Below are 25,986 nucleotides of genomic sequence, written 5' to 3' on the forward strand. Positions count from 1 at the left end.
AAATCACTCAAAAATAATCATCAACATTCAATTCCGTTAATAAACAATCAAAAAAGACCTTATTTGATACTCCGATCAAATAAGGTCTCATTTTCAAATTACTTATAAAGAAGCTTTATAAATTTCAAGAACATCATCTTTATTTAATTTTTTAAAGTTACCGAATTCACCATAAGCCATCGCTTTATCCGCCATTAAGTCAATTTCATTTTCCCCAATGCCGTAATCTGCTAATGTTACTGGCGCTTCAATTGACGTCCAAAACTGGCGTACTGCTTCAATCCCCGCTATTGCAATTTCTTTATCTGTTTTCCCATCTGATTCTACATTGAACACACGAATAGCGAACTGTTTAAAACGATTCACATTCTCATCCACAACATGCTTCATCCAGTTCGGGAATAAAATCGCGAGGCCACCTCCATGTGGTATATCATGAACTGCAGAAACTGCATGCTCAATATTATGGGTTGCCCAATCTCCTCTTACTCCCATCGCTAAAATACCGTTTAACGCCATCGTTCCACAATATAGAATTGTTTCTCTGTGCTCATAACTTTCTAGATCATTTAAAAGCTTAGGAGCTGTTTCTATTACTGTTTTTAAAATCGATTCACAATACCGATCTTGTAGTTCTGTATTTGTTCCATGGTGGAAATATTGTTCTAATACGTGCGACATAATATCGACCATACCATAAATTGTTTGATTTCTCGGCACAGACGCAGTATGAACTGGATCTAAAATTGAAAACTGAGGGAATGTAACTGGACTGCCCCAGCCATACTTTTCATTTGTTGCCCAGTTTGTAATTACAGAGCCTGCATTCATTTCAGAACCTGTTGCCGCAAGAGTTAGAACAGTACCGAATGGCAACGCTTCGCTAGCAAATGCTTTTTTCGTTACAATATCCCATACATCTCCATCATATTTACTACCAGCAGCAATCGCTTTCGTACAGTCAATTACACTTCCTCCACCAACTGCTAAAATAAATTCAACTCCATTGTCTTTACAAATTAGAATCCCTTTCTTTACAGTTGATAAACGAGGATTCGGTTCAACACCTGTCAACTCAAACACTTCCGCATTTATATCTTTTAAAATAGAAATTACATTATCATAAATACCGTTTCTTTTAATACTTCCTCCTCCATATACGAGAAGAACTTTTTTACCGAACTGTGGAATTTCAGTTTTTAACTGCTCTAATTGTCCTTTACCAAAAATAAGTTTTGTTGGATTACGAAATACAAAATTTTGCATATTCTTATTTACCACCCTTCTATATTAAAAGCAACTATACTTTTGTATACCATATTTTTAAAATTTCACAAACAAATTTGCTTAACAAAAAAATCCCAGCCTCTAGGCTGAGATTTTTTATTGATAATAAGGTGAGATCATTAAGTAAACAATAACACCAGATAAGCTTACATATAACCAAATTGGCATCGTCCAACGTACAATTTTACGGTGACGTGTTAATTGATTCGTAAAACCAAATACAAGTGCGAACAATGCAAGTGGTACGATAATCGCTGCAAGGATAATATGTGTAATTAAAATGAAGAAATACACATATTTAATGAAACCTTCTCCTCCAAAATGCGTTGCTGGTGCCAAGTAATGATACGATAAATATGACACACAAAATAATAAAGTCGTTGTAAATGCTGCAAGAATAAAACCACGGTGCATTTTTACATTCTTTTTAATAATAGAGAATAAAGCTGCTAATAAAAATACAAACGTAAAACTATTAAAAATTGCATTTAACATTGGTAAGATAGTTACATCAAAATGTAATTCTCCTTCATATCCAACAGGTCCAAAGAACAAAAATAATATAATCGCGTTTACAATTACAGAAAGCGTTATCACAATAGGAGCATAGCTTTTCTGATTTATTGATTGATCTACCAAATTGGTCACTCCTCTTCTTTCAAATATGTATAATTAACCTCACTATTTTAACATATTATTCACGGTGTAAATGTGACAATACTTTGACACAGTAAGATCAAACAAAGAAAAAATCCTTCTTAACAATACTTCTTAAGAAGGATTTTATCGCTTTATTATTCAAATAGCAATGCGATTAGTTTTTGTTAAAAAACGTACTGCTATACGCTTGAAATATTTCAGACACCTGATATCCCATTAATGAAATTGCTGTTAATGAAAAGAAACCAATCATAAGAAATCGAAACCACATATAAATCTCCTCCTTGTATTTAGCTTAAAAAGCGTTGGCTATATAACAAGTTGGATGGCATTCTTCTTCGTCACTTTCCTTCTTCTTCACAATCGCCGTTATAAAACGAATCATAAAGAATATAACAAAAGGAATTTGTTCGTATTTTACATTGGCATAGTTTAGCAACGGCTCACGTTGCAAATCGAACGGGGATGAGAAGGAATAGAACATACCTTGCTCTTCCATATATACAATTACAATTTTCATGCAAAATAATATCCCAAGAAACGAAACAATATCTTGCCACTCTGTCGTATATAGCAGATTATACAGGTCTAATACGTACTCTTCCATCATCATCCCCCCTTCCTTTTTTACCATTTTGCTCTCCTTCATATAAAAAGTCAAGAAAAAAGTTCATTTCCACTATGCTAATAGTAATTACTTGTTTCTTTACTTATATATGAATCTTTTCTAGCGATGATTGGATGTAACTTTCTTTGAAAACAAGAAATTAGAATCGAACAGATTCTTCATTCCTATTTTTAGGACTCAAAGCTGAACTAGTTTTATTTCTATTAAAAATAAAATAAGAAACTATAATAAGAACTGTAACAATCATCGTTAAAATCGCTTGTGAACGTAAGGATTCAATTGCAAACATTGCAACTAAAACTGCTATAATAGCGGCAATTGTAACATACGTTAAATACGGGAAAAGCCACATTTTCACTTTCAAATCTTCTTGTTCTACTTTCCCCATTTTTTTACGCATCTTTAAATGCGAAACTGCAATAACGAGATAAACTAGTAACGCAATCCCACCAGATGCATTCACCAAAAATAAAAAAACTTTATCTGGAGATATGTAGCTAAATACAACACCGATATAGGCGAAGAAAGTTCCAAATAAAACTGCCCGAACAGGAACACCACTACTGTTCAACTTTAAAAATGCCTTTGGAGCATCTCCTCTTTCTGCCATAGAAAAAAGCATTCTTGAGTTCGTATATAAACCTGAATTCAAACATGAAAGTACAGCTGTTAAAACGATAAAATTCATAATCTGTGCTGCCGCTGGTATCCCTATATGTTCAAGTACCGCTACAAACGGACTTTTTAGTATGTTTGCTGAATTCCATGGAAGAAGCGTAACAACTACCGCTATAGATCCAATAAAAAATACAAGAATACGCCAAATCACGCTATTTGTTGCTGTTTTTACTGCTTTTACAGGTTCAGCAGACTCACCAGCCGCTACTGCTACGATTTCTGATCCCATAAATGAAAATATAACAACTGTAATACCAAGCAACACCGAACTTATACCATTTGGCATAAATCCACCTTGTCCAATTAAATTTGAAGTACCAGGTGCTTCCGTTCCTGGGACAAGTCCTAAAATAACAGCAAGTCCAAGAGAAAGGAACAAAACAATACTTATTACTTTAATAAAAGAAAACCAATATTCAAACTCTCCAAATGATTTCACCGAAAAAACATTCGTTAACGTTAATAATATTGTTAATATTAAGCTCAATAACCAAAGCGGGATTTGCGGAATCCAATATTGAATAATACCAGCACCTGCTGTCGCTTCTATCGCAATTACAATTACCCAGAAAAACCAATATAGCCATCCAATTGTATATCCTGCCCACGGGCCAATTGCTTCTCGTGCATATGTTGCAAATGACCCACTTGTTGGATTAATGGCAGCCATTTCTCCTAACATTCTCATTACGAAAACAACCAAAAGTCCTGCTAATGCGTATGAAACGATAGAACCTGGCCCCGCTGAATGAACAACAGCACCACTTCCGACAAATAAACCCGCTCCAATTACGCCACCAATTGAGATCATTGTAATATGACGTATTTGTAAGTCCTTCTTGAGATTTTTATTCAAAGCATCTACATCCCCTTCCGAATTTGATTTCGAAATTTATGTAAGAGAGTTATGTAAAAAGCTTATACTACATTTAAAATATATCAAAATATTCTGAATTAAACAATTATTAAATATCCCTCCCTATAAATTATTACATAAAGTTTAATAATTTTTCTTTATTTCAAGCCAATAATTGAGAAAATTAAAGGGATGCCTTTTGGTGGAAAATATAAACTTTCCAATTTTTTATGCCATGTTTCTATCATAGAAATTCCCCTTTCTTTTTAACATTTCAAATAAAAAGTACACAATATTCAGATTTTAATTAATAAAAAAAGAACTTTCTACTAAAAATTCTCTTTTTTTCAAACATGTTAAACGCCCTATTCTAATTACTATTTTTCTTCAATACAAAAACCGAAAGTTCCGGTACACTCCAAAACCTAACAGGCATTCTAGTCGTCCCAATACCTCGATTTACATATAAATGTAATGACTTACTCTTTCCTTCTAATTCATACATTCCTTCAACATACTTCTCAGCTAATTTTGTGGTAATTAAAGGGCCCGCAAAGGGAATCTGAACTTGTCCTCCGTGACTATGTCCTGACATTTGAAAATCAACTGGATAACGAGCTACTTTATCTACAACATCAGGCTCATGTACTAATAGCATATTGAAATCTTGTTGTCTTAAGTTTTTTAAAGTCGAGTCTATTTGTGGTTTCCCTAATAAGAAATCATCCAAACCTGATATTGTAATGTACTTGCCATTTTCCACTTTAATTTTCTGTACTTCATTTACTAAAACAGAAAAACCGGCTTCCTCCATGTACTTTTTGTAGAATAAACTACCGCCCCCACCTCTATCATGATTCCCAAACACAGCATACTTCCCGAGAGGAGCATGAATTCCCCTCAAAATTTCTTTCGCCTCTTCTCTTTCCGCATTATAGGTCCCAAACTTATCTATTAAATCCCCTGTAAAAACTACTATATCTGGACGTAACTCATTCATCTTTCCCACAAGATTATCTAGTTGTTTCAATGTAAACTCTGGTCCTAAATGTACATCTGAGAATTGCAATATCTTTTTATTGTTAAACTCTTTAGGAATCGTAGGAGATTCTATTTCATTCCATGTGACCGCTACTAATCTTCGTTCTATTTCTGTTGCATAGAAATACAAGCTAGCTGGAATAATTAATATACTTAATAAACTAATAATAAATTTCTTTAAAATTGATTTTTTTTGATTTTTTTTTACATGATGCGTATTCACGTTTTCACCTCTAGATGTAGTTTAAAACCTTTTTGTTACATTGATGTGACACCATGAAAAAATGTTAAGCTGCACTCGATTTTATCCCCATCTAAATTTGACAAATTTATACACATTTCATAACATATTTTTATAATACATAGATTGTTAAAAATGTTTCTTCTATTCGTTCCATCACTTTATTACGGAGGGGTTATTCATGTCTGTATGTACACCAGAAGAGATTACTGAACTTGCTGCTAATTCCGGAAGAAAAAAAGCTCATTTATCATTACTCCCTATGCTAATTCTCGGATTTTTTGGTGGCGCTTTTATTGCATTAGGGTATTTACTCGATATTCATGTTATTGGGACAATGCCAAAATCTTGGGGATCATTTACTAGTTTTTTAGGTGCCGCTGTCTTCCCTATCGGTCTTATACTCGTTATTCTTGCGGGCGGTGAACTAGTAACCGGAAACATGATGACAGTTTCAATGGCTTGGCTTCATAAAAAAATCACCTTATTTCACTTAATACGAAATTTAGTTATTGTTACGTTTAGCAATTTCATCGGTGCTGTATTCGTTGCTTATTTTTTCGGCCATATTGTCGGATTAACGGAGGGGGCTTTTTTAGGGAAAACAGTGTCTATTGCACAAGCTAAACTACAAGATACGCCACTACAAGCATTCATATCTGCAATTGGATGTAATTGGCTCGTTTGTTTAGCTGTTTGGCTCAGTATGGGAAGTAAAGAATTTAGCGGAAAGATTATCGGTATTTGGTTCCCCGTTATGACTTTCGTTGCGATTGGGTTCCAACACGTTGTAGCTAATATGTTTGTCATCCCAGCCGCAATTTTTTCTGGTCATTTAACTTGGATTGAGTATTTTCCAAACTTCATTTTTGTTTTCTTCGGGAATTTAGTAGGGGGTATGTTATTTGTAGCATTACCGTATTTCATATCTTATAATAAGAAACTATCTTCCAATAAAGAACAAACTGAATTAAAGAACAAATCTGTATCCGCTTAAATTGAATGGCTATAAAGTGGTCCTGAAAAATATTACAAATTTCATTTTTTTCGTGAATATATCTACGTACACTTGTTCTCGGATGTTTTATACGTTATAATAACAACTTAAATAGCATTATTTACATATGAGGTGAAAAACATGAATAAAACAGAATTAATTAAAAGCGTAGCACAAAATGCTGAGATTTCTCAAAAAGAAGCTACTGTAGTTTTACAAACTGTAGTAGAATCAATCACTAACACTTTAGCTGCTGGTGAAAAAGTACAGCTTATCGGATTCGGTACTTTCGAAGTTCGTGAAAGAGCTGCTCGTACAGGCCGTAACCCACAAACTGGTGAAGAAATGCAAATCGCAGCTTCTAAAGTACCTGCTTTCAAAGCTGGTAAAGAACTAAAAGAAGCTGTAAAATAATGAAAAAATAGCCTTCTCATTTATGAGAAGGCTATTTTTTTCATTACATAATTAATAAAAATCTGACCATTATGCTGTTTATTTTGTTCCTTTATGCAAATAAAACCTTTACTTTCAAAGAAAGGTTTTGCTGTAATACTCGCTTCTGTAAATATATCTCTATGCTGCAAGTTCACTGCTTCTTTTTCTAACTTCTGTAGTATGTAGGAAGCTATCCCTTTTCCTTGATAATCTTTATGCGTAAATAAGCGATCTACATAATGGTCCTCATTATAATCCCCAAATCCTACTATCACACCTTTATAATCTGCAACATAACAAATATTCTTTTCTAAAGATTGTAGCCAGCTTTCTCTTTCTAGCCTCTCTGGTGCCCAAGCATTTAACTGTAACGTATTATAATCTTTTGTATTAACCGTATGAACCGTTTCATAGAATAATTGTAATACTTGTTCTAAATCCTCTTTCTGGAATGTTCTAATTATAATATCTTTAAACATGTATAAATCTCCTCATCAAGCTACCGCTTCTATCTTTCCTATATTATATCTTTTTCTTTCTATACAAAAAAACAATACTTATTCAAAGTATTGTTTTTTTGTTTAAAAGCATATTCAATTACTCTATAAAGTGAAACTTTTACTATTTTAATTTAACTCTTTGCAATCTTAATGCATTTAATACAACTGATACAGAGCTAAATGCCATCGCTGCACCTGCAACCCAAGGAGCTAAGAAACCGAACGCCGCAATTGGAATTCCTAGGCCGTTATAGGCTAATGCCCAGAATAGGTTTTGCTTAATATTTCTAATCGTCATTTTACTCATGAAGATTGCATCAGCAATACTATTTAAGTCACCACGGATTAATGTAATATCCGCTGCTTCCATTGCTACATCTGTCCCCGTTCCAATTGCCATTCCAATGTCAGCTGTAGCAAGAGCAGGAGCATCATTTATTCCATCTCCAACCATAGCCACTCTCTTACCGCTAGCTTGAAGTTTTTTTACTTCTTCTGCTTTTCCTTCTGGTAATACTTCTGCGATTACGTGATCAATACCAACTTGCTTAGCAATTGCTTGGGCAGTCTGTGTATTATCACCTGTAATCATAACAACGTCTAGACCCATTTTCTTAAGTCTTGCAATTGCTGCTTTTGAAGTATCTTTTACAGTATCCGCAACAGCAACAATTCCAGCATATTCTTTATCTATTGCTATAAGCATTGCTGTTTTTCCTTCTCGCTCTAGTTCTTCCATCGATTTAGAAACTTCTTCAATATCAATATTAAATTTCATCATTAATCGGCGTGTACCAATTAATAACTTTTTCCCTTCTACAACCGACTCAATACCAAATCCAGGAATTGCTTCAAACGTTTCTGAACTTGGGATATCAATTCCCTTTTCTTTAATTCCTTCTACAATCGCTTCTGCAAGTGGATGTTCAGAATTTTTTTCTGCTGCGCCGACTAATTTTAATATTTCTTTCTCTTCAAATCCATCTGCTACAATTACATCTGTTAATATCGGTTTTCCATTTGTAACTGTACCTGTTTTGTCTAAAATAATCGTATCTAATCGATGCGTCGCTTCTAGATGCTCTCCACCTTTAAATAAAATTCCGTATTCAGCTGATCTTCCTGATCCCGCCATAATAGATGTTGGTGTTGCAAGACCTAAAGCACATGGGCATGCGATAACAAGTACTGCTATCATTTTCTCAAGCGCTCCTCCAAAATCACCAGGTGTAACAAATACCATCCATACTACAAAAGTGATAATAGCAATCCCAACTACAACAGGTACGAAAATACCTGAAATTTGATCCGCTACCCTTTGAATAGGAGCTTTCGAACCTTGAGCCTCTTCTACTACTTTAATAATTTGTGCTAATGCAGTGTCTCTTCCTACTTTAGTTGCCTTAACTTTTAAAAATCCATTTTTATTCATTGTAGAACCAATTACTACATCCCCGATTGTTTTATCAACTGGAATACTCTCACCTGTTAACATCGATTCATCTATCGCTGATTTTCCTTCTACAATTTCCCCATCTACTGGGATTTTTTCGCCAGGTTTTACATAGACGATATCACCTGCTACCACTTCTTCGATTAAAATTTTCATTTCTGTTCCATCTCGTACAACTGTAGCAGTTTTCGCCTGTAATCCCATCAATTTTTTAATAGCTTCTGATGAACGCCCTTTTGCTTTTGCCTCGAATAATTTACCTAAAATAATTAATGTAATAAGTACCGCGCTCGTTTCAAAATATAAATCTGTCATATGTTCCGAGGAACCAATTGATTGAATACTTAAATAAACACTATAGAAATAAGCTGCGGACGTTCCAAGTGCCACAAGAACATCCATGTTTGCACTTTTATTGCGCAATGCTTTATAAGCACCTATATAAAACTGGCCTCCAATTATAAACTGCACTGGAGTTGCAAGAGCTAGCTGCACCCACGGATTCATAAGCATATCAGGTAAATAAATAAACGATGTAAATGAGAAGTGACTTACCATTGCCCACAATAACGGAAATGATAAAACAAACGAAATAATAAACTTTTTCTTTTGTCGCTCAATTTCTTGTAATCGATGATCTGTTGATGAATTTTGCTCATCTGACTTTACTTCTAATTTATATCCTAACTTTGTAATCGTGCTCTTCATTTCAGTAACACTAATTTCATCAGGATTAAATTCTACAGTAGCTGATTCTAAAGCGAAATTTACTGTCGCCTTACTCACACCATCTAGCCTATTTAAACGTTTTTCCACCCTATTCGCACATGCAGCGCACGTCATTCCTGATACCATAAACTCTGCCTTATCACTTACAATACCATATCCTAACGATTCAACTTTTTCTTTAAACTTTTGAGGATTTGTTTGAGTTGGATCGTACAAAATTTTTGTTTTTTCAAGCGCAAAATTTACATTTGCCTCTTGAACACCTTCTACTTTTTTAAGACCTTTTTCAATTCTATTCGCACATGCGGCACATGTCATTCCTGATATTTGAAAATTGGCTTCTTTTTGTTCATTCATTTCATTCACCTCTACCACATACCCTCAAGAGGTATATTTGTTAGCAAAATAAATCGCACTTTATTTAAAGTACGATTTATTCCCCTATTTAAAAATTATTATATAACATCGTATCCTTGATCTTCGATTACACTAACAATATCTTTTAAAGTAATGATTGATGAGTCAATGGTAACTTCAACAGTTCCTTCTGCTAATTGCACTTTTACTTGTTCAACACCATTTAGTTCTTTCACATTACTTTCAATAGAATTTACACAATGTCCACAAGACATACCCTCAACCTTTAATGTTAACTGTTCCATTTAAAATCCTCCTCTTGTTCATTCGTTGTTTGTTAATCACAACCTCATCTTACCATACCCCCCTAAGGTAATCAATGGTTTTGTATAATGATTTTTATAATTTTTTATAAGTTCCTTGTTTTCTCTTATCCCACACAGCCTTCTTTGAAATAAATCCATTCATTATTCATTCCACGACAAAACATACAGGTACCCCTTATAGGTACATGAAATAAGTTTAATCAATCGAACTATTAAGTACACGCTGAATCTCCCTATACTAAGCTTTGAGGTAAAAGTCTTAAATAAACAAAAAAACAAGCTAGTCAAATACTAGCTTGTTTCTTAAGCCTTTGAAAATCGTTCAAATACGGTCATTAATTCTTCAATTGCTTCGTCACCATTACCATCCTTAATAGCACCAGAAACACAATGACTTGTATGATTTTTGAGAACACCCATTCCTACTTTTTTCATCGCTGCATTAATCGCTGAAATTTGCACTAAAATATCTACACAATAGCGATCATTTTCTATCATATTTTGAATACCACGGACTTGTCCTTCAATTCGCTTTAATCTATTTATAATTTGCTCTTTTTCTTTTTCTGATCTATGTGTTACTGCTTCATGTTCTTTATGATCCATATTATCACCTTCTTAAAGTTTCTCTTCATCTGATAAAAATAAATGTCTTTTTGAGTATATCAATTATAGCATTAAATATCTATGTATTGATACCCCATATGAGTATCTAATGTTCATATGATTATTCTTAACAAATTATTAGCTTCTCAATCTCAATTGTCATTATACCCTGTCCTTTTTCAAAAAAGCATAAAGTCCGCTGCAAAACTCAATAAAGTGAAACTTTAATCAGCGAGGGTTTTGTTCATCTCTCATTCATTATTAACCCGCAAATAGCTGGATAAATAAAAGCCTCAATCTTCACATATTTGAATTGAGGCTTTTTTCTTCCTATTATATATAAAATTATTGTTGATCACATACTTTTGTGTCATTCACTACTGAAGTTCCTTCAACAGTTACCGTATGAAAACAGTCATTTACTCGAACAGTAACAACATTATCTTGCCGATCAATGATATGATATTCATTAAAATTTTTATTTAGAGCACTACGAATTTGCTCTCCTTCATAAATTGGAATGCCATGTGATAAAACCCAAATAAGCCCAGCGATAGCAAGAATAGTTTTCATACGATCTACCTCCTTGAGAATAAAGTGAACTTTTAATCGGTGTTTATTTCAGCCCTACTAATCATTAGTTGAATCAGTCGAGCTTTTATGGGGATAAGTTCATTTCGTCTATTTTATGTTTATGCTAATTGTGACGGAATTGTGACAACTTTTTGTCTCTTTAGACGAAAAGTTGAAACAAAACTTTCAAAAAGGACAATTCTACTTACAGAAATGAAAAGGCTATGGAGGAAATTCTCCATAGCCTTTTCGTAGATTTTTATTAAACGACCATTTCACTATGCTTATTAAGTGTTTCAATTTGAATTGTACTATGTTCAATATGAAAATCGTGTTTTAGCATAGTAATAATATTTTGAAGCACTTCTTGATCATCCTGATGTAATTGTTCAAATATGGAGATCGTGTATATCACGTACACCCTCTACAAATGACCAATAAATCTTAATCCTTTACTTAAAGAAGTCGGTACAACTGATGCATGATTCTCCCCTTCAGCCTCATAAAACTTGAATCTAAACTTCTCATGTTTGAATTGAAGAAGACGTTCTGATAATGCATTTGCATCTACAACCATATGCTCTCGCTCCAATGATCCAACTGTAAGGAATACTCCCGTTTCAACCTTCGCTTCATTTAATTCATTTATAAGATTCTCTTCTTTTTCAAGTACGGATTGATTGTTCCACCAAATAGACGGGCTACTAATAAAATAATTTTGAAAAGTATTTACATTTGTAAATAGTATATGTAATGCAAATAATCCGCCTAGAGAATGACCAAATAATGATTGTTTCTCTTTATCAATTTCAAAATTATTTTCAATTTGTGGTTTCAATTCTTCTTCAATAAACGTAAAGAAGTTATGTGCTCCTCCTGTTTTAGGCCACGGTTTACCATCCGGTTTTAAAGGAGCATCTTTTGAAATTATAGAAGGTGTAAAATCATAGCATCTTTCTTCGCCTGAAAATGCCCCTTCAATTGGATAACCAATACCAACTATAATGGCTGGTGAAACACCTGTTTTTTCCGCTCTAACCGATTGTATTTTAACCGCTTCATGGAACGTTTGAAAAAAGGCATTGCCATCTAATACATATATGACCGGATACCCTGAATCTGGTGCTGGTTGCTTCGGCTTTGAAATATGAATTTGATATTCTCTGCTTTCTAATTTGGAATACATTTTCCACTGTTCAGTGTTCCATATACTAATTTGCTGTTTTTCAATAGTTATATTCATCTTATATTCCCCCCTTTAACTTGTTACATATAGCTCTCTTTTTTCTTCTTCATAGATGCTATCATAACCGAAACAAACAGGAGCCCCGTTATACGAATCTACCATGACACGTGCATCAATATGAAATACCTCTTTTAACACTTCATTTGTAATAATTTCTGAAGGACAACCAGTTGTAATAATGTGTCCTTCTTTCATTGCAATAATCTCATCTGAAAATCTCGCTGCATGGTTAATATCATGTAACACCATTACAACCGTACAATTATGTTCTTTATTTAATTTCTCCACTATTTGTAGTACATCTAATTGATGAGACATATCAAGATATGTAGTTGGCTCATCTAGCAATAAGACCTCTGTCTGTTGTGCTAACGCCATTGCTAGCCAAACTTTTTGTCGTTGACCACCTGATAAATTCGCAATTTGTCTCGTACGAAATGCAGATGTTTTCGTTATATCTAGTGCCCAATCAATCATCTCTTTATCTTTTGAAGTTAACTTATTTACATTATTTCGATGTGGATAGCGTCCATATGAAATTAATTCTTCTACTTTAAGCTCTCCTGGAGCGATTGGATTTTGCGGGAGTAACGCTAATTGCTTTGCAATTTCTTTCGTTGGAATTGTATTTAAATCTTGCCCTTGCAAATACACTTTACCGCTTTTTTGCTTTAAAATTCTTCCCATCGTTTTTAATAATGTCGATTTCCCACAACCATTTGGACCTATAATTGTCGTTACTTTTCCTTCTTGTATTTCTACATTTAAATCGCGAAACACGGTAAGCCTTTCATAACTCGTTTCTAAACTTTTTGCACTTAAAATACTCACTTTTATTCCCCCTCTTACGCTTTCGCCTTATAAAGTAAATATAAGAAATACGGTACGCCGACAATAGAAATAACGATTCCAACTGGTAACTCTACAGGTGCGAAAACTGTTTTTGCAATAAAGTCTGAAGCTATTACAAGAAACATTCCTATTACTCCGCACGTCGGAATTATATGTCTATGTTGAATACCGACAAGCTTTTTCGCTATATGCGGTGCCATTAATCCAATAAAACCAATACTTCCTGAAACAGCAACACATGCGCTTACAAGTCCGATACTACTTAATAGTAAAATTGATTTCTCTCGTTCTACTGAAACACCTAAACTTGTAATACTCGTTTCTTCCAATTGAAATAAATCTAATAAATAAGCTTTCTTTTGTATAAGAGGAATTAGTATAATAAGCCACGGCAACATGGCAATAATATACTTCCAATTTGCACTATATATGCTTCCAGACACCCAAACTGCAGCCATTTCAAAATCAGTTGACTTCATTTTAAGTGATAAATACATAGAAAATGCTCCAAATCCTGATCCAATCGCAATCCCCGTTAATAAAAGGCGCTGGGAATCTAACTTACCGTTTTTCCAAGAAAACAGATATATTATTATGGCTGCACCTAATCCACCAACTAAACCAAACATCGGCATCATCATAATAGAAACCCAGTCTGTACTCTTTAATTGTCCTTGAAAGAAAAACATAAAAATGACGATAGCTGTACCTGCTCCGGCATTCACTCCTAAAATACCTGGGTCCGCCAAACCATTTCTTGTAATCCCTTGAATTACAGCACCCGCAATACCAAGGCCTAATCCTACTAATCCAGCAATTACAATGCGTGGAAGACGAAAATCAAAAATAACTAAATCATGCTCTGGTACTGGATTAATTCTAAAAAGCGTTTTAAATACATCTGTAATCGTAATATCAAACGTGCCATTCGTTAAACTAATATAAATAGCACCAAAAATTAAAAATATAATAATCCCCATCGTCATTCCAAAACGTTGACTTGAACTTTTAGGCATGTCTCTCTCCTCCTCTTGTACGGATTAAATAAAGGAAGAAAGGAATTCCAATTAAAGATGTAACAACTCCAATTGGCGTTTCAAATGGATAATTCACAAATCTACTTAAAACATCACATAACGCTAAGAAAACTCCACCAATAATGCCTGCACAAGGCACAATCCACTTATAATCTACCCCAATTATAAAGCGAGTAATGTGTGGAATAATTAAACCTACAAAACCGATTTTCCCAACTAAAGCTACTGCAGTTCCTGTTAAAAAGATGACCGATAAAATCGCCATCGCTTTAACTAGTTTTGTACGCTGTCCTAGATTAATAGAAATCTCTTCTCCTAAAGAAAGAATTGTAATAGATTTTGATATTAACAGTGCCAAAACTATCCCAATTATCCCAAAAGGTATCGCAATTTTAATTATATTAGGGTCCACTTGATCTAACTTTGCATTAAACCAAAAACTAACATTCTGAGAGATTTGAAAATACGAAGCCATCGCGGCCGATACACTGCTTAAAAATGTTCCAATAACTGTTCCTATTATTGCTAACCTAACAGGAGATAAGCCATTTTGAAGGAGCGAACCAAAACCAAACACTATACCGGCCCCTAGTGCAGAACCAATCATTGAACATAAAACCATACCGACCGATGACATTCCTGGAAGAAAAATCATACAAAGTGTAATAACAAAGGCTGCACCATCCGTCACACCCATAATAGAAGGGGATGCAAGATAGTTTCTTGTCATCCCCTGCATAAGTGCTCCTGATATGGCTAGAAATGCTCCGACTAAAAGAGCTGCAACTACCCTTGGTAAACGTGAAGTAATAATAATATTATGATTTACATCGCTTGAATCAAAATGAAATAACGCATTCCACACTGTTTCAACATCAATGTTTTTTGCCCCATATAAAATAGAAAGTATAACTGTAAATAAGATTAGTATGGGCGCTATACATAAAATGGTTACTGGTACCGCATTTGTTTTCTGCATATCATTCAACGCACCTTACTTATTGTATTATTTAGACAAATTTTTCACTGCTTCTTTTAAGAATGCTGTTTTACTCCAAGCTGTACCACCTTGTGCCATTGGATCTACAACGTTTACAAATACTTTCTTTTCTTTCGCAGCATTCATACTTTGCCAAATTGGATTATTTTCAATGTCTTCTAACACTTTCGGTTTATTATTTTCGCTTGCCTCGTATTGTAAGAAGATATAATCAGGGTTAACTTCAGCAAGTTTTTCTAAAGAAATCTTTTCTTGTGCTTTTACAGTTTTCAATTGTTCTGGAACAGTTAGTCCAAGATCTTTATAAATGACAGGATTAAAGTATACTTCTGCTGGGTATAGGAATAAATCGTTTGCTCTTAATCTAATTACAAGTACCTTTTTATCTTTTAACTTATCTCCTAGTTTCGCTTTTGCTTTTTCAGCATCTGCATTGTAATCTTTAATAATTTTTTCTGCTTTATCTTTTTTACCAGTTAACTCTCCCATTAGCTTTAAATTATCTTCCCAGTTTGTTGAAACGTGTGATACTGGGAACGTCGGAGCTACTTTCGTAAACTTTTCTGCTGTTTCTGCTGGGAATTTCGTACTTGATGTAATAACATCTGGTTTTAATTGAAGTAAGGTTTCAAAATTCGGCTCCATTTTCTCACCAACAGACTTCGCACCCTCTAAATCTTTTTCAAGATACTTTGGTAATTTACCACCTACAGTAATTGCACCTACTGGTTTAATTCCAAGTACTGCCGCATCTTCCATTGACTCTAAACTAGCTGTCGCAATTTTATCTACCTTCGCAGGTACTGTATATTCTTTACCTAAATATGTAATTTTTCGTTTTTCATCTTTTTTCGTTTCGGTAGCTTTTGTCTGTTGTTTTTGTTCCCCAGAAGTTTTGTCTGCACTATTACATGCTGCTAACCCTACACTTAAAACTGTAACCATCCCTAATGTAAATAACTTCTTGTTCATCTTTATATATCTCCTCTCGAAACCTTTAAAATATGTTATTCCAACAATGAAATTTAATTATATGAAACATAATCCCCATCTATATTTCACATCATTAACAACTCTACTTAAAATGAAGATTCATCCTTGTTCACTTCCCCTAATATTAAATTCTTCACCACCCTCATCTCGATAATCATTATCATTATCAATGATAATGATTATCGTTATTAAGTATATATTTAATATTTATTTATTTCAAGGATGATTTTAAAAATTTTAATAAATCGAACAAAAAAGAAGTATCTCCTTTTTTTCAAGAAGATACTTCTTTTTTAGAAATCCATACGTAACTCAACTGGGCAATGATCTGATCCCATCACTTCACTATTAATTTTCGCATCGGTAATTTTATGTTTTAACCTTTCAGAAATCACAAAGTAGTCTAAACGCCATCCGATATTTTTCGCTCTTGCACCCATACGGTATGACCACCATGAGTACGCTCCTTCTTGTTCAGGATATAGATATCGATATGTATCAATAAACCCTTCCTCTAAAACACATGTGAATTTCTCTCTTTCTTCATCCGAAAAGCCAGGGTTTTTCCGATTGCTTTTCGGGTTTTTCAAATCGATTTCTTTATGGGCAACATTTAAATCTCCACAAAAAATAACCGGTTTCTTTTCATCTAATCGCTTAATATACGCTCGGAAATCATCTTCCCATTCCATTCTGTAATCTAAACGTTCTAACCCTCGTTTCGAGTTTGGTGTATACAGCGTTATCATATAAAAATCATCAAATTCTAATGTAATAACTCGTCCTTCTTGATCATGCTCTTCAATTCCTAAACCATATGTAACAGAAAGCGGTTCTTTTTTCGTAAAAATAGCCGTTCCTGAATAGCCTTTTTTCACAGCATAATTCCAATATGTATAATATCCCTCGGGATTTAAATCAATTTGTCCACTTTGTAATTTAATTTCTTGTAGACAAAATATATCTGCATTGGATTCCTCGAGATATTCTAAAAATCCCCCCTTCGCGATAACTGCACGCAATCCATTTACATTCCATGAAATTAACTTCACTTATAGTCCTCCTCTTGATGTTCACTTTCAAAGTTCATGCTATCACAAAATAGAAAAACAATCATATTTTCACCTTTGTAATCTTGCTCTTACATTTGTGAATACGTACATACACACATTATTCAGGTTATACTAATTTCAGAGGTGATGTTCTTTGCAAAATGAAGGATTTACTTTAACGAATGAGTATTGGCAAGCGATTATTCATAATGATTCTTCATATGATAACAAATTCTTTTATGCTGTGAAATCAACCGGGATTTTTTGCCGACCATCGTGTAAATCGAGAATACCTAATAAAAACAACGTACGAATTTTTCTAAATGCAGAGCAAGCATTGTATGAACACTTTCGTCCGTGCAAACGCTGTAAGCCAAACGGGATAACTTTACCTAATGAAGAGTGGGTAGAACAAATTAAAGACTGTATCGAGAAGCATTTTGACGAAGTATTAACTCTCGATATACTCGCGGAAATGTGCCATGGTAGCCCATTCCATTTACAACGCACGTTCAAAAGAATGACAGGTATAAGTCCAATAGAATATATACAGCAATTCAGAATTACAAAAGCGACAGAATACCTTTCACATACAAATAAATCCATTATGGAAACTAGTACTGCTGTTGGGATAGAAAACCCGGAGTATTTCGCGACTTTATTTAAAAAGAAGACAGGATTTACCCCTACTAAATATCGAAAAAAGAACAGAACAAAAGAGGAATGAAATAATGAAACCATATGAAAATAAAACTATATATTGGACATTGCTTATTCATAAACATTGGCGTATGCATATTGCAGCCACTTCAAATGGATTATGCTTCATCGGATCACAAAATAAAACTTTTGAAGAACTAAATACGTGGGCTAGAAAAAAACTTCCACAGCATACATTCATCCAAAATCCAGATTATCTGCAAACATATACTAAAGAACTTATCAAGTATTTGGAAAACAAGCTAGAAACCTTTACATTTCCTATCGATGCTTACGGAACTGCATTTCAATTAGCCGTTTGGAATACGGTACGTGAAATTCCTTATGGAAAGACATATTCTTATTCAGAAATTGCGGAAAGAATTCAAAAACCTAAAGCTGTACGTGCTGTCGGTACCGCGGTTGGGGCAAATCCTCTTCTGATTACAATTCCTTGTCACCGTGTTATAGGAAAAGATGGAAAGCTCACTGGTTTTAGAGGTGGTTTAGACATGAAGAATGAATTGCTCAAATTAGAAGCGTTTCGGAAGGAGTAAATATGACAGAAGATTGTAATGAAACATTAACTTTAGTCGTTCCAAAAGAATTTAGTTTTCAAGAAAACTTACGCTATCTATCGCGTTCTAAAAATGAATGTATGTTTCATATTGAAAACAATAAAATCTATAAAATCATCCCTATTCAAAAAGTAAATCCTTTAATTGAAATTAGTGTGAATGCTGATGGAAATATTCAAATACGTTTTTTAGGAGAATCATATATCTCTGAAAAATGGATCCGCGATGCTGTAGCTACATATGTAAAAGAGTGGTTTGATTTAGATACTAATCTAGCTCCCTTCTACAAATTAGCTAAATATGATCCACTCCTTCAAAAAACCATTACAGAGTATTATGGACTTCGTACTTTAGGTATTCCTAGTTTATTTGAAGCACTGTGCTGGGGGATTATCGGCCAACAAATCAACCTCACATACGCCTATACTTTAAAGAGAAGATTAGTCGAACAATTTGGAGACCATGTAGAATGGAACGACCAAAAACATTGGATATTCCCATCACCTGAAGTAATAGCAAATCTAAATGTAGAAGATCTCGCAACATTAAAAATGACTACAAGAAAGTGCGAATACTTAATTGACATCGCGCAGCTCATTACAGAAGGTAAACTATCAAAAGAATCTCTATTACAAATACAAGATGTGAAGCAAGCTGAAAAACAATTAACTAGCATTCGCGGTATAGGGCCATGGACGGCCCACTATGTTTTAATGCGTTGTTTACGATTTCCTTCAGCCTTTCCAATTGACGATGTTGGCCTGCATAATGCTATCAAATTTATAACAGGCTCCGAAAAGAAACCAACTAAAAACGAAATAAAGGAATTTGCAGCAAATTGGATACATTGGGAGTCTTACGCGACATTTTATTTATGGCGAGTTCTATATTAATATTTTCTAATGAAAAATAGATAGGTAAATCTATCTGTTTTTTCACATGTAAAAACTTCACACATACTGGTTCTGGAACATTGATTCCTTTCAAAAAGCATGAATTTACAAATATCTTGTAAACAGTATATCACTTTACCTTGTATTTTTTAGTATAGAAAAGAACCAAGTAGCACTTCATTACTACTTGGTTCTCTTTTTAAGCTTGTTCTTCAAATCGTCTTGCGATTTCTACAATAACTTGAACAGCTTTTTCCATAGTATCTACCGAAACATACTCAAATTTACCGTGATAGTTTTCACCACCAGTGAAAATATTTGGCGTTGGTAATCCCATATACGATAATTGTGACCCATCTGTTCCACCACGAATCGGATGAATATTTGGCTCAATATTTAAACTTTTCATTGCCTCATACGCAATATCAACAATTTCTCTCACCGGTTCAATTTTTTCAAGCATATTATAGTACTGATCATTCATCTCTAAAACAATCGCATCTTCACCGTACTTCTCTTGCATGTTTTTCACAATATCTTTAACGTTATTTTTACGCGCTTCAAAATGATTACGATCAAAATCTCGAATAATATAGTAAGCTTTACTTTGCTCGACGTCACCATTTAAAGAGAGTAAATGATAAAACCCTTCATATCCCTCAGTATATTCTGGCGCCTCTTCTACTGGCAACTGTCTATCGAATTCCATAGCGAGTTTACTTGCGTTGCGCATTTTGTTTTTCGCTGTTCCAGGATGTGTATTTGTCCCTTTAAAAGTTAACTTAGCGCTTGCAGCGTTAAAACTTTCATATTCTAAACCACCTAATGGACCTCCGTCCATCGTATAGGCAAAGGATGCACCAAACGCTTCTACATCAAAATGCGATGGTCCACGGCCAATCTCTTCATCTGGTGTGAATGCTACTCTTATTTTTCCGTGCTTAATTTGCGGATTATGTATTAAATAATTCATTGCGACCATGATTTCTGTAAGACCAGCTTTATCATCTGCTCCAAGAAGTGTTGTACCATCAGTTGTAATAATTGTATGTCCTTTGTATGATGGTAATTCTGGGAACTGTTCAGGTGTTAACACAACATTTAATTCTTCATTTAACGTAATCGCATTACCATCAAAATTTTCATGAATTTGTGGTTTTACGTTTTTCCCTGTAAAATCTGTTGCTGTGTCTAAATGAGCTAAAAACCCTATTACAGGAACATCCTTATCTGTATTAGCAGGAAGTGTCGCCATTACGTAACCATTATCATCCATCGTCACTTCTGATAGCCCAATCTCTTTTAACTCTTCCACTAATAACTTACCAAACTCAATTTGCCCTGGTGTTGTTGGCACTGTATGACTTTCTTCATTTGATTGTGTATCAATCTTTACATATCTCGTAAATCTTTCAATAAGTTCTTGTTTCAAATTCGTTCACTCCTTTTATATTTCTCTCTCTATTATAATCCTTAAAACGAAATATTTTAACTTTTTTGACTGTGAAGATATATATTCCATTTACATTTTTAACAAATCATTAAAAGACATAATATTTGCACATTAAAATCCAAACATGTAATATACATCATTATATATTGGGAGGTTTTAAAGATGAGGCTAACTCTCTTTCGCTATTTTCTTTTTTTCTTAGGATTAATTTTCTTTGGACTTGGAAATGCTCTCGCAGTCAAAGTTAAATTCCTCGGTTTACATCCTTGGGAAGTTTTAAATATGGCTCTATACCAACGATTTGGGTGGACAATTGGTACTTGGAGTGTCATATGTGGATTATGTCTCGTTCTTATCTCTTTACTAGTAGATCCAAAATATATAAACGTAGGTACATTTTTAAATGCACTACTTATCGGTCCTATTATGGACTTTTTCTTACAATCAAATATCCTTCCGCATGCTACTCAGTACCTATGGATAAACTTACTGATTTTATTTTCTGGCATTGTAATCACAGGCATCGGGGGCGGTATGTACGTTGCGGCTGGGATTGGTGCTGGACCTCGCGATGGATTCATGCTTACCATTTCTGACAAAACAGGGCTGTCTATTAGCCGGGCTCGAATCATTGTAGAATGTTTTGTACTAGTCATTGGATATATGCTAGGAGGACCTATTTTTATCGTAACTTTTCTATACACTTTTATCCAAAGTCCGATATTTCAGTACTCATTTAAGATATTTCAAAAACTCTTACATACTTTATATAACAAAAATAAAGAGCAAATCAGTGAAAATATATAAAACTCAACTTAATACAAAAGAGTGTGTTTTAAAAGTAACTTTTAAAACACACTCCATATACCCATTTTATTCTTCTCTCCATAATCTCTCTACATTTATTAATTGCTCTTCTTTAAATTCTAGCTTATACATATCTGGTTTTGATGTATTCATTAAAAATTCAAACCCATATTGATTATCAAAATAGTTCATCATTTGTGTCATTACAAGCCCATGTGTACCAATTACAATTTTATTCCCCTGAAAATCCATCAATATTTCTTTTAATACTCTCACTACTCTTCTCTGGCAATCTACATATGATTCTCCCTCAGTTAGTGAAAACTCTGGCTTTGAGAACATCTTCTTTACAAGTGGATACACCTCTTTATCTGATATAATCTTATCCTCACTTGAAAACCTACACTCTTTGAGATTTTCATATATTAATATTTCTTTTTCATAGAAATCGGCTGACTTTTCTATCGTTAGCATTGCCCTCTTATACGGACTTGAAATGAAAGTGTCAATTCCCTCTGTTTTTAATATCTCAGTTACTCTATGAGTATCTAAAATTCCCTTCTCAGTTAATCCACGTGTTCTTTCATCTCCTTCTAATTTTGGTGATTCACCATGCCTAACCATATAGATATATGTATTCATAATTCCTCCTTGTAAATATTTATAAGTTAATTACTTACTTTAATCGCTGCCGTATCAAAACTTTAGTACAATCAAAATATTAATTCATTCTTCTTTTATGAACTTAGCTGGGCTGTTCGTCTAACCCACTCCCAAACTAAACTCTCAAATTCATAAGAATATACGTCCTCATTTTACATCTTTTCAGAACCTAATTTCAAATCTTAATTTTCAGATTATAAACACAAAAAAAGCTTCCCTATGAGTTTATCTCCTCCAAGGAAGCTTTTTTATATTTTCTTTTATCCTATCAAAATTCGAAACTTCGCTCTCCTCTAACTTCATTACACCCTATTCTTCTATTTGCATCAACACAATTCTCCAACCATCAGGATCCGCTATAGTAATCCCCTTTTCTTTCCAATATGGATTTTCAGGTTCTACTTCATCGTATCCCATTGCATGCAGCCTCATACTCACTTTTTCTATTTCATTATATTCTCGCATATAAAATACAAGTAAATTATCTTTTGTTGGAGCTGGACACGGGCTTCCATGCAATTTTTCATTTCCTCCACATATCATTTATTTAAGTCGTTATTAATACATTGATGATAACAGACTTATACGAAATGATATGAATGGGAGGGAACTATGTGCACTACAATAATTCAAATGATAAACTTTATAAAATTACTCCACTATCCCTCTTCAATGTAAAAAATGAACTAAAACAAAAAAGCACCCATACTACTAATATCATATACAGACTTACGAAAGAAGAAGAAATATTAATCCATACGATTAAAGAGCGAACCAGATTACTGAATCGAAATAACGTCACAAGAACGAAGGCCTATTTTCAATTTTATATAAAATACCCTGAAATACATTGGGCATTGCTTGGACATATGGTATCACGTAATGGTGGTTGGAACATGACAGATTTAAAAGGGGACCTATATACGAAGTTATTATCTGAGAAAGATCAATTTATTTTCTTTTCTTTTTTAGAACGAGGAAATTGGCTTATCTTTCAAGATGTATACCCTCAATTTTTACTATACGAGTATAGTGTAAAGGAATCAAAAAACCTTTTTCACCTTCTCTCTCACCTCAATGTTTCAACATTTATGGAAACGATGTGGAACTTTTTTTGGAAAACTGGAAACAAAAAAACATTAGCAATCGCAACTATTATTAACGAGCAAAACTACTTAGAAAAAAGAGTCATTCAAAATGAATACTTCAAAAAAAATGTACTAAATAGTATTGGATTCAAACTGTTTGATTTCTTTCAGTTCAATCATATCCTTTTTCCCTTTTACGAAAGTAAAATGAATCCTAAAACATTACTTATTGGTGACACAATGAAACACTTCACTTCACTACATGAACGAATATTACTTGGAAAAAGGTTATACGCATTATTATTTCATGATGACCGTACTTTATCTCAAGTTACACATTGGGCAGGTACTCACCCTCATACAGGCTCACGAAAAGATTATTGGCCACATTTATTTTCAAGTGTAAATGAATCCTTTTCACGAGAGTTTTATAAACGAAGAATAAAACGATGCCAATTAAAAAAGGATTCATATCGTATATATAGTCCTGCACTTATTTACGCATGGAAAAATATAGCACACGAAGAAACAGAACATGAAGATTGGTTTAACGACTGGCAAATAATTCACTATTTAACCGATAAGGAGGAAAATATAAATGGACAAATTACAGAAGACTACTGCAAAACACTCGAAAGAATTGAACTCGCAATTCTCGCAAAGAAAAATGTCCTCCTTCGAGAAGAAGAATGATTTTCTAGCATTAGTAGTTACAATCTTTCTCTCTTCTATTATTGGAACTTGTTTAGATGCTTTCTTTGTTAATAAACAATTATATTCATTTCCAGTTAGGCCCTTCTCATCCACATTTTCAGTCAACATAGCTTTTACGTTGTTCGTACTGCCAATTTTAACAGCCTCGTTTATACAAATTTCAAAAAAATTATCTACAGTTTCTAGAACTCTATTTATTATTTCAATAGGCGTTTGCGCTAGCATTTTTGAGCAAGTTGCTGAGAGATTAGGTTTATTTATACATAGTACGGATTGGCAGCATATATATTCTTTCTTTGGATATATCATTTTCTTTTCTCTTATTTGGAAATTTTATAATTGGATGCGAAAAATAAAGAGACCGTCTTTATAACGGTCTCTCCTTATGCATAATCTTCGGTTACTCCAACTGAGCGACTTTGAAGACTTTTAGATCGTAAACGATATGCAACTACTTTCTTCTTATATTGCTTTATTACATCAACGTGTTCCTCATAGCTATATATAGAAAATCTAATCATTTTCTTTCCTTTCTTCGTATCAATAACTAATGGTGTTCCTTCTCCTTGCGGCGGAAAATAATGTTTATCTAAAAATAAAGCCTCGTTAAATTCGTGAATAACTTGAAGTTTCATTTCTCCTTCTATACTTTTTCCATCAACCGTTACAGTAGTGTTTTCTTCATCAAGTTTTTGATGTAACTCAAATCTACTAATAATTGATTCTACAACAGAAGTTGGCATACTAGAAACTAGTACTTTAAGAGCACCAAAAATAAATAACGTAACTATAAACCATGTTGTCACTTTAATCATCCCCATTACTTTCTAAAATAAGTAGTGTTATACTACTTATTACGATTCATTGATTTTTAAAATAAAAATTTCATTCCATAAGGCACTAATATACTAATTAGTACCCCCGTTACAATCATCGTTACCGAACCGATAGTTGCTTCTTTCTCTCCTTCTTTCACTAGACGACTCACACCAATGATATGTGATGCACAGCCCATCCCAACTCCTTTTCCAATCGTACTTGTTATACGGAAAAGCTTAAGTACTGTCGGTCCTATAATAGCACCTGTTATTCCTGCAACAACTACAAAACTAGCTGTCATAGATGGGATACCACCAATTTGATTGGCTAGCGAAATTGCAATAGGCATCGTCGCTAATTGCGGTATAGTTGTTAATATAAGTTCCTTATCTATATTCAACATTTCCCCAACCACTACATTCAAACTTATTAAAGCCACTATACCGATTACTACCCCTACAAGTATTGAAAAGAAGTTTTTCATAAGTATCTTTCGTTCCTTAAATAGCGGTATTGCTAAAGCTACAATCGCAGGACTCAAGAAGCTAGAAAGAATATCTCCCCCATTCTCCTTATAATCTTGATGAGAAATCCCGAAAGCAAGGAATATGCAAATCATAATTGCCGTAGCTGTTAACACCGGTAAAGTAAATGGAAACGTAAATTTTTTATATAACTTTGTCGCCAATAAATAAATCACTACAGTAATAAAAATTAAGACCATT

28 protein-coding genes and 2 pseudogenes are annotated in these 25,986 nt (G+C 33.8%); 8 read left to right on the forward strand and 22 right to left on the reverse strand.

Annotated elements, in window-relative coordinates; genetic code table 11:
* Positions 1 to 102: 102 nt before the first annotated feature.
* From MR109_RS01275 to MR109_RS01295, 5 genes are all read right to left on the reverse strand, one after another.
* A complete protein-coding gene (locus MR109_RS01275) occupies positions 103 to 1,266 on the reverse strand; it encodes an iron-containing alcohol dehydrogenase (protein WP_242270683.1) in 1,164 nt (387 codons plus the stop codon).
* 117 nt (positions 1,267 to 1,383) lie between these two features.
* A complete protein-coding gene (locus tag MR109_RS01280; protein WP_242270685.1) occupies positions 1,384 to 1,926 on the reverse strand; it encodes a DUF420 domain-containing protein in 543 nt (180 codons plus the stop codon).
* 316 nt (positions 1,927 to 2,242) lie between these two features.
* Positions 2,243 to 2,581: a hypothetical protein gene (locus tag MR109_RS01285; RefSeq protein ID WP_178939137.1), complete on the reverse strand. Its 339-nt coding sequence runs from the start codon at positions 2,579 to 2,581 to the stop codon at positions 2,243 to 2,245.
* A gap of 133 nt (positions 2,582 to 2,714) precedes the next feature.
* On the reverse strand, positions 2,715 to 4,109 hold the full coding sequence (gabP, locus tag MR109_RS01290) for a GABA permease (protein ID WP_098475382.1): 1,395 nt from the start codon (positions 4,107 to 4,109) through the stop codon (positions 2,715 to 2,717).
* Between the two features lie 370 nt (positions 4,110 to 4,479).
* Positions 4,480 to 5,373: a metallophosphoesterase gene (locus MR109_RS01295; protein WP_048371527.1), complete on the reverse strand. Its 894-nt coding sequence runs from the start codon at positions 5,371 to 5,373 to the stop codon at positions 4,480 to 4,482.
* Positions 5,374 to 5,572: 199 nt separating this feature from the next.
* Between MR109_RS01295 and MR109_RS01300 the strand changes: the two genes are divergently transcribed.
* Both MR109_RS01300 and MR109_RS01305 read left to right on the forward strand, forming a co-directional pair.
* Positions 5,573 to 6,388: a formate/nitrite transporter family protein gene (locus MR109_RS01300; RefSeq protein WP_071718950.1), complete on the forward strand. Its 816-nt coding sequence runs from the start codon at positions 5,573 to 5,575 to the stop codon at positions 6,386 to 6,388.
* 141 nt (positions 6,389 to 6,529) lie between these two features.
* Positions 6,530 to 6,802 (forward strand): HU family DNA-binding protein, encoded by a 273-nt coding sequence (locus MR109_RS01305; RefSeq protein WP_001043913.1) that lies wholly within the window; start codon positions 6,530 to 6,532, stop codon positions 6,800 to 6,802.
* Between the two features lie 20 nt (positions 6,803 to 6,822).
* Here MR109_RS01305 and MR109_RS01310 read toward each other — a convergent pair whose 3' ends face one another.
* The 12 genes and pseudogenes from MR109_RS01310 to MR109_RS01365 form a co-directional block, all read right to left on the reverse strand.
* Positions 6,823 to 7,302 (reverse strand): GNAT family N-acetyltransferase, encoded by a 480-nt coding sequence (locus tag MR109_RS01310; RefSeq protein WP_242270687.1) that lies wholly within the window; start codon positions 7,300 to 7,302, stop codon positions 6,823 to 6,825.
* Between the two features lie 142 nt (positions 7,303 to 7,444).
* Positions 7,445 to 9,862 (reverse strand): heavy metal translocating P-type ATPase, encoded by a 2,418-nt coding sequence (locus MR109_RS01315; protein WP_242270688.1) that lies wholly within the window; start codon positions 9,860 to 9,862, stop codon positions 7,445 to 7,447.
* 98 nt (positions 9,863 to 9,960) lie between these two features.
* Positions 9,961 to 10,167 carry a copper chaperone CopZ gene (copZ, locus tag MR109_RS01320; protein WP_002173015.1) on the reverse strand — a complete coding sequence of 69 codons (207 nt, stop codon included), beginning with the start codon at positions 10,165 to 10,167 and terminating at the stop codon, positions 9,961 to 9,963.
* A gap of 324 nt (positions 10,168 to 10,491) precedes the next feature.
* On the reverse strand, positions 10,492 to 10,794 hold the full coding sequence (locus MR109_RS01325; RefSeq protein WP_000349636.1) for a metal-sensing transcriptional repressor: 303 nt from the start codon (positions 10,792 to 10,794) through the stop codon (positions 10,492 to 10,494).
* A gap of 345 nt (positions 10,795 to 11,139) precedes the next feature.
* Complete coding sequence (locus tag MR109_RS01330) at positions 11,140 to 11,367, reverse strand: hypothetical protein (RefSeq protein ID WP_000849103.1); 228 nt, start codon at positions 11,365 to 11,367, stop codon at positions 11,140 to 11,142.
* A 262-nt stretch (positions 11,368 to 11,629) separates the two neighbouring features.
* Positions 11,630 to 11,795: pseudogene (locus MR109_RS01335) on the reverse strand (cation diffusion facilitator family transporter); the annotation flags it as partial.
* Positions 11,792 to 12,610, reverse strand: coding sequence for an alpha/beta hydrolase (locus MR109_RS01340; RefSeq protein ID WP_025148407.1), 819 nt, complete (start codon positions 12,608 to 12,610; stop codon positions 11,792 to 11,794). The gene MR109_RS01340 and the pseudogene MR109_RS01335, both read right to left, overlap by 4 nt.
* Before the next feature lie 15 nt (positions 12,611 to 12,625).
* Entirely contained in the window at positions 12,626 to 13,444 is an 819-nt protein-coding gene (locus MR109_RS01345) for an ABC transporter ATP-binding protein (protein WP_242270690.1), read from the reverse strand.
* Between the two features lie 14 nt (positions 13,445 to 13,458).
* Positions 13,459 to 14,481, reverse strand: coding sequence for a FecCD family ABC transporter permease (locus tag MR109_RS01350; RefSeq protein WP_242270700.1), 1,023 nt, complete (start codon positions 14,479 to 14,481; stop codon positions 13,459 to 13,461).
* On the reverse strand, positions 14,474 to 15,481 hold the full coding sequence (locus tag MR109_RS01355; RefSeq protein WP_048371540.1) for a FecCD family ABC transporter permease: 1,008 nt from the start codon (positions 15,479 to 15,481) through the stop codon (positions 14,474 to 14,476). Before MR109_RS01355 ends, MR109_RS01350 begins: the two co-directional genes overlap by 8 nt.
* A 27-nt stretch (positions 15,482 to 15,508) precedes the next feature.
* On the reverse strand, positions 15,509 to 16,474 hold the full coding sequence (locus MR109_RS01360; RefSeq protein ID WP_048371542.1) for an iron-hydroxamate ABC transporter substrate-binding protein: 966 nt from the start codon (positions 16,472 to 16,474) through the stop codon (positions 15,509 to 15,511).
* A gap of 314 nt (positions 16,475 to 16,788) precedes the next feature.
* Positions 16,789 to 17,547, reverse strand: a complete 759-nt coding sequence (locus tag MR109_RS01365) for an exodeoxyribonuclease III (RefSeq protein ID WP_242270703.1) — start codon at positions 17,545 to 17,547, stop codon at positions 16,789 to 16,791.
* A gap of 154 nt (positions 17,548 to 17,701) precedes the next feature.
* Here MR109_RS01365 and MR109_RS01370 point away from each other — a divergent pair, with 154 nt between their 5' ends.
* Genes MR109_RS01370 through MR109_RS01380 form a run of 3 tightly spaced genes read left to right on the forward strand, consistent with a single transcriptional unit; the run spans position 17,702 to position 19,717 of the window.
* Entirely contained in the window at positions 17,702 to 18,274 is a 573-nt protein-coding gene (locus MR109_RS01370; protein WP_242270704.1) for a bifunctional transcriptional activator/DNA repair enzyme AdaA, read from the forward strand.
* Positions 18,275 to 18,278: 4 nt separating this feature from the next.
* Positions 18,279 to 18,803, forward strand: a complete 525-nt coding sequence (locus MR109_RS01375) for a methylated-DNA--[protein]-cysteine S-methyltransferase (RefSeq protein ID WP_242270706.1) — start codon at positions 18,279 to 18,281, stop codon at positions 18,801 to 18,803.
* Positions 18,804 to 18,805: 2 nt separating this feature from the next.
* A complete protein-coding gene (locus MR109_RS01380; protein WP_242270708.1) occupies positions 18,806 to 19,717 on the forward strand; it encodes a DNA-3-methyladenine glycosylase family protein in 912 nt (303 codons plus the stop codon).
* A gap of 199 nt (positions 19,718 to 19,916) precedes the next feature.
* On the opposite strand, the gene pepT is transcribed toward MR109_RS01380, so the two are convergent.
* Positions 19,917 to 21,149, reverse strand: coding sequence for a peptidase T (pepT, locus tag MR109_RS01385; RefSeq protein ID WP_242270710.1), 1,233 nt, complete (start codon positions 21,147 to 21,149; stop codon positions 19,917 to 19,919).
* A 183-nt stretch (positions 21,150 to 21,332) separates the two neighbouring features.
* On the opposite strand from pepT, the gene MR109_RS01390 reads away from it, so the two are divergent.
* A complete protein-coding gene (locus tag MR109_RS01390) occupies positions 21,333 to 21,977 on the forward strand; it encodes a YczE/YyaS/YitT family protein (RefSeq protein ID WP_071718940.1) in 645 nt (214 codons plus the stop codon).
* A 66-nt stretch (positions 21,978 to 22,043) separates the two neighbouring features.
* On the opposite strand, the gene MR109_RS01395 is transcribed toward MR109_RS01390, so the two are convergent.
* Positions 22,044 to 22,619 carry a histidine phosphatase family protein gene (locus tag MR109_RS01395; RefSeq protein WP_048371556.1) on the reverse strand — a complete coding sequence of 192 codons (576 nt, stop codon included), beginning with the start codon at positions 22,617 to 22,619 and terminating at the stop codon, positions 22,044 to 22,046.
* 330 nt (positions 22,620 to 22,949) lie between these two features.
* Positions 22,950 to 23,159, reverse strand: a pseudogene (locus tag MR109_RS01400) (VOC family protein); the annotation flags it as partial.
* Positions 23,160 to 23,254: 95 nt separating this feature from the next.
* Here MR109_RS01400 and MR109_RS01405 point away from each other — a divergent pair.
* Positions 23,255 to 24,421: a DUF2515 domain-containing protein gene (locus MR109_RS01405; RefSeq protein WP_242270712.1), complete on the forward strand. Its 1,167-nt coding sequence runs from the start codon at positions 23,255 to 23,257 to the stop codon at positions 24,419 to 24,421.
* A complete protein-coding gene (locus tag MR109_RS01410; protein WP_082147832.1) occupies positions 24,396 to 24,815 on the forward strand; it encodes a CBO0543 family protein in 420 nt (139 codons plus the stop codon). The genes MR109_RS01405 and MR109_RS01410 overlap by 26 nt, the downstream gene beginning before the upstream one ends.
* Positions 24,816 to 24,825: 10 nt before the next feature.
* Here MR109_RS01410 and MR109_RS01415 read toward each other — a convergent pair whose 3' ends face one another.
* Both MR109_RS01415 and MR109_RS01420 read right to left on the reverse strand, forming a co-directional pair.
* Positions 24,826 to 25,248, reverse strand: a complete 423-nt coding sequence (locus MR109_RS01415) for a YfmQ family protein (RefSeq protein WP_025148390.1) — start codon at positions 25,246 to 25,248, stop codon at positions 24,826 to 24,828.
* A gap of 65 nt (positions 25,249 to 25,313) precedes the next feature.
* Positions 25,314 to 25,985, reverse strand: a complete 672-nt coding sequence (locus MR109_RS01420) for an LrgB family protein (RefSeq protein WP_048371565.1) — start codon at positions 25,983 to 25,985, stop codon at positions 25,314 to 25,316.
* Between the last annotated feature and the right edge of the window lies 1 nt (position 25,986).

Origin of the sequence: Bacillus cereus group sp. BfR-BA-01310 (genome assembly GCF_022664325.1) — a bacterium.
Classification (GTDB): Bacteria; Bacillota; Bacilli; order Bacillales; family Bacillaceae_G; genus Bacillus_A; species Bacillus_A paramycoides.

Coding starts and splice junctions, on each gene's coding strand:
- MR109_RS01375 (WP_242270706.1), top strand. CDS start 18,279: ATGAAACCATATGAAAATAAAACTATATATTGGACATTGCTTATTCAT.
- MR109_RS01410 (WP_082147832.1), top strand. CDS start 24,396: ATGTCCTCCTTCGAGAAGAAGAATGATTTTCTAGCATTAGTAGTTACA.
- MR109_RS01310 (WP_242270687.1), bottom strand. CDS start 7,302: ATGTTTAAAGATATTATAATTAGAACATTCCAGAAAGAGGATTTAGAA.
- MR109_RS01325 (WP_000349636.1), bottom strand. CDS start 10,794: ATGGATCATAAAGAACATGAAGCAGTAACACATAGATCAGAAAAAGAA.
- MR109_RS01315 (WP_242270688.1), bottom strand. CDS start 9,862: ATGAATGAACAAAAAGAAGCCAATTTTCAAATATCAGGAATGACATGT.
- copZ (WP_002173015.1), bottom strand. CDS start 10,167: ATGGAACAGTTAACATTAAAGGTTGAGGGTATGTCTTGTGGACATTGT.
- MR109_RS01340 (WP_025148407.1), bottom strand. CDS start 12,610: ATGAATATAACTATTGAAAAACAGCAAATTAGTATATGGAACACTGAA.
- MR109_RS01390 (WP_071718940.1), top strand. CDS start 21,333: ATGAGGCTAACTCTCTTTCGCTATTTTCTTTTTTTCTTAGGATTAATT.
- MR109_RS01380 (WP_242270708.1), top strand. CDS start 18,806: ATGACAGAAGATTGTAATGAAACATTAACTTTAGTCGTTCCAAAAGAA.
- MR109_RS01305 (WP_001043913.1), top strand. CDS start 6,530: ATGAATAAAACAGAATTAATTAAAAGCGTAGCACAAAATGCTGAGATT.
- MR109_RS01300 (WP_071718950.1), top strand. CDS start 5,573: ATGTCTGTATGTACACCAGAAGAGATTACTGAACTTGCTGCTAATTCC.
- MR109_RS01420 (WP_048371565.1), bottom strand. CDS start 25,985: ATGGTCTTAATTTTTATTACTGTAGTGATTTATTTATTGGCGACAAAG.
- MR109_RS01395 (WP_048371556.1), bottom strand. CDS start 22,619: ATGAATACATATATCTATATGGTTAGGCATGGTGAATCACCAAAATTA.
- MR109_RS01355 (WP_048371540.1), bottom strand. CDS start 15,481: ATGCAGAAAACAAATGCGGTACCAGTAACCATTTTATGTATAGCGCCC.
- MR109_RS01285 (WP_178939137.1), bottom strand. CDS start 2,581: ATGGTAAAAAAGGAAGGGGGGATGATGATGGAAGAGTACGTATTAGAC.
- MR109_RS01360 (WP_048371542.1), bottom strand. CDS start 16,474: ATGAACAAGAAGTTATTTACATTAGGGATGGTTACAGTTTTAAGTGTA.
- MR109_RS01275 (WP_242270683.1), bottom strand. CDS start 1,266: ATGCAAAATTTTGTATTTCGTAATCCAACAAAACTTATTTTTGGTAAA.
- MR109_RS01330 (WP_000849103.1), bottom strand. CDS start 11,367: ATGAAAACTATTCTTGCTATCGCTGGGCTTATTTGGGTTTTATCACAT.
- MR109_RS01350 (WP_242270700.1), bottom strand. CDS start 14,481: ATGCCTAAAAGTTCAAGTCAACGTTTTGGAATGACGATGGGGATTATT.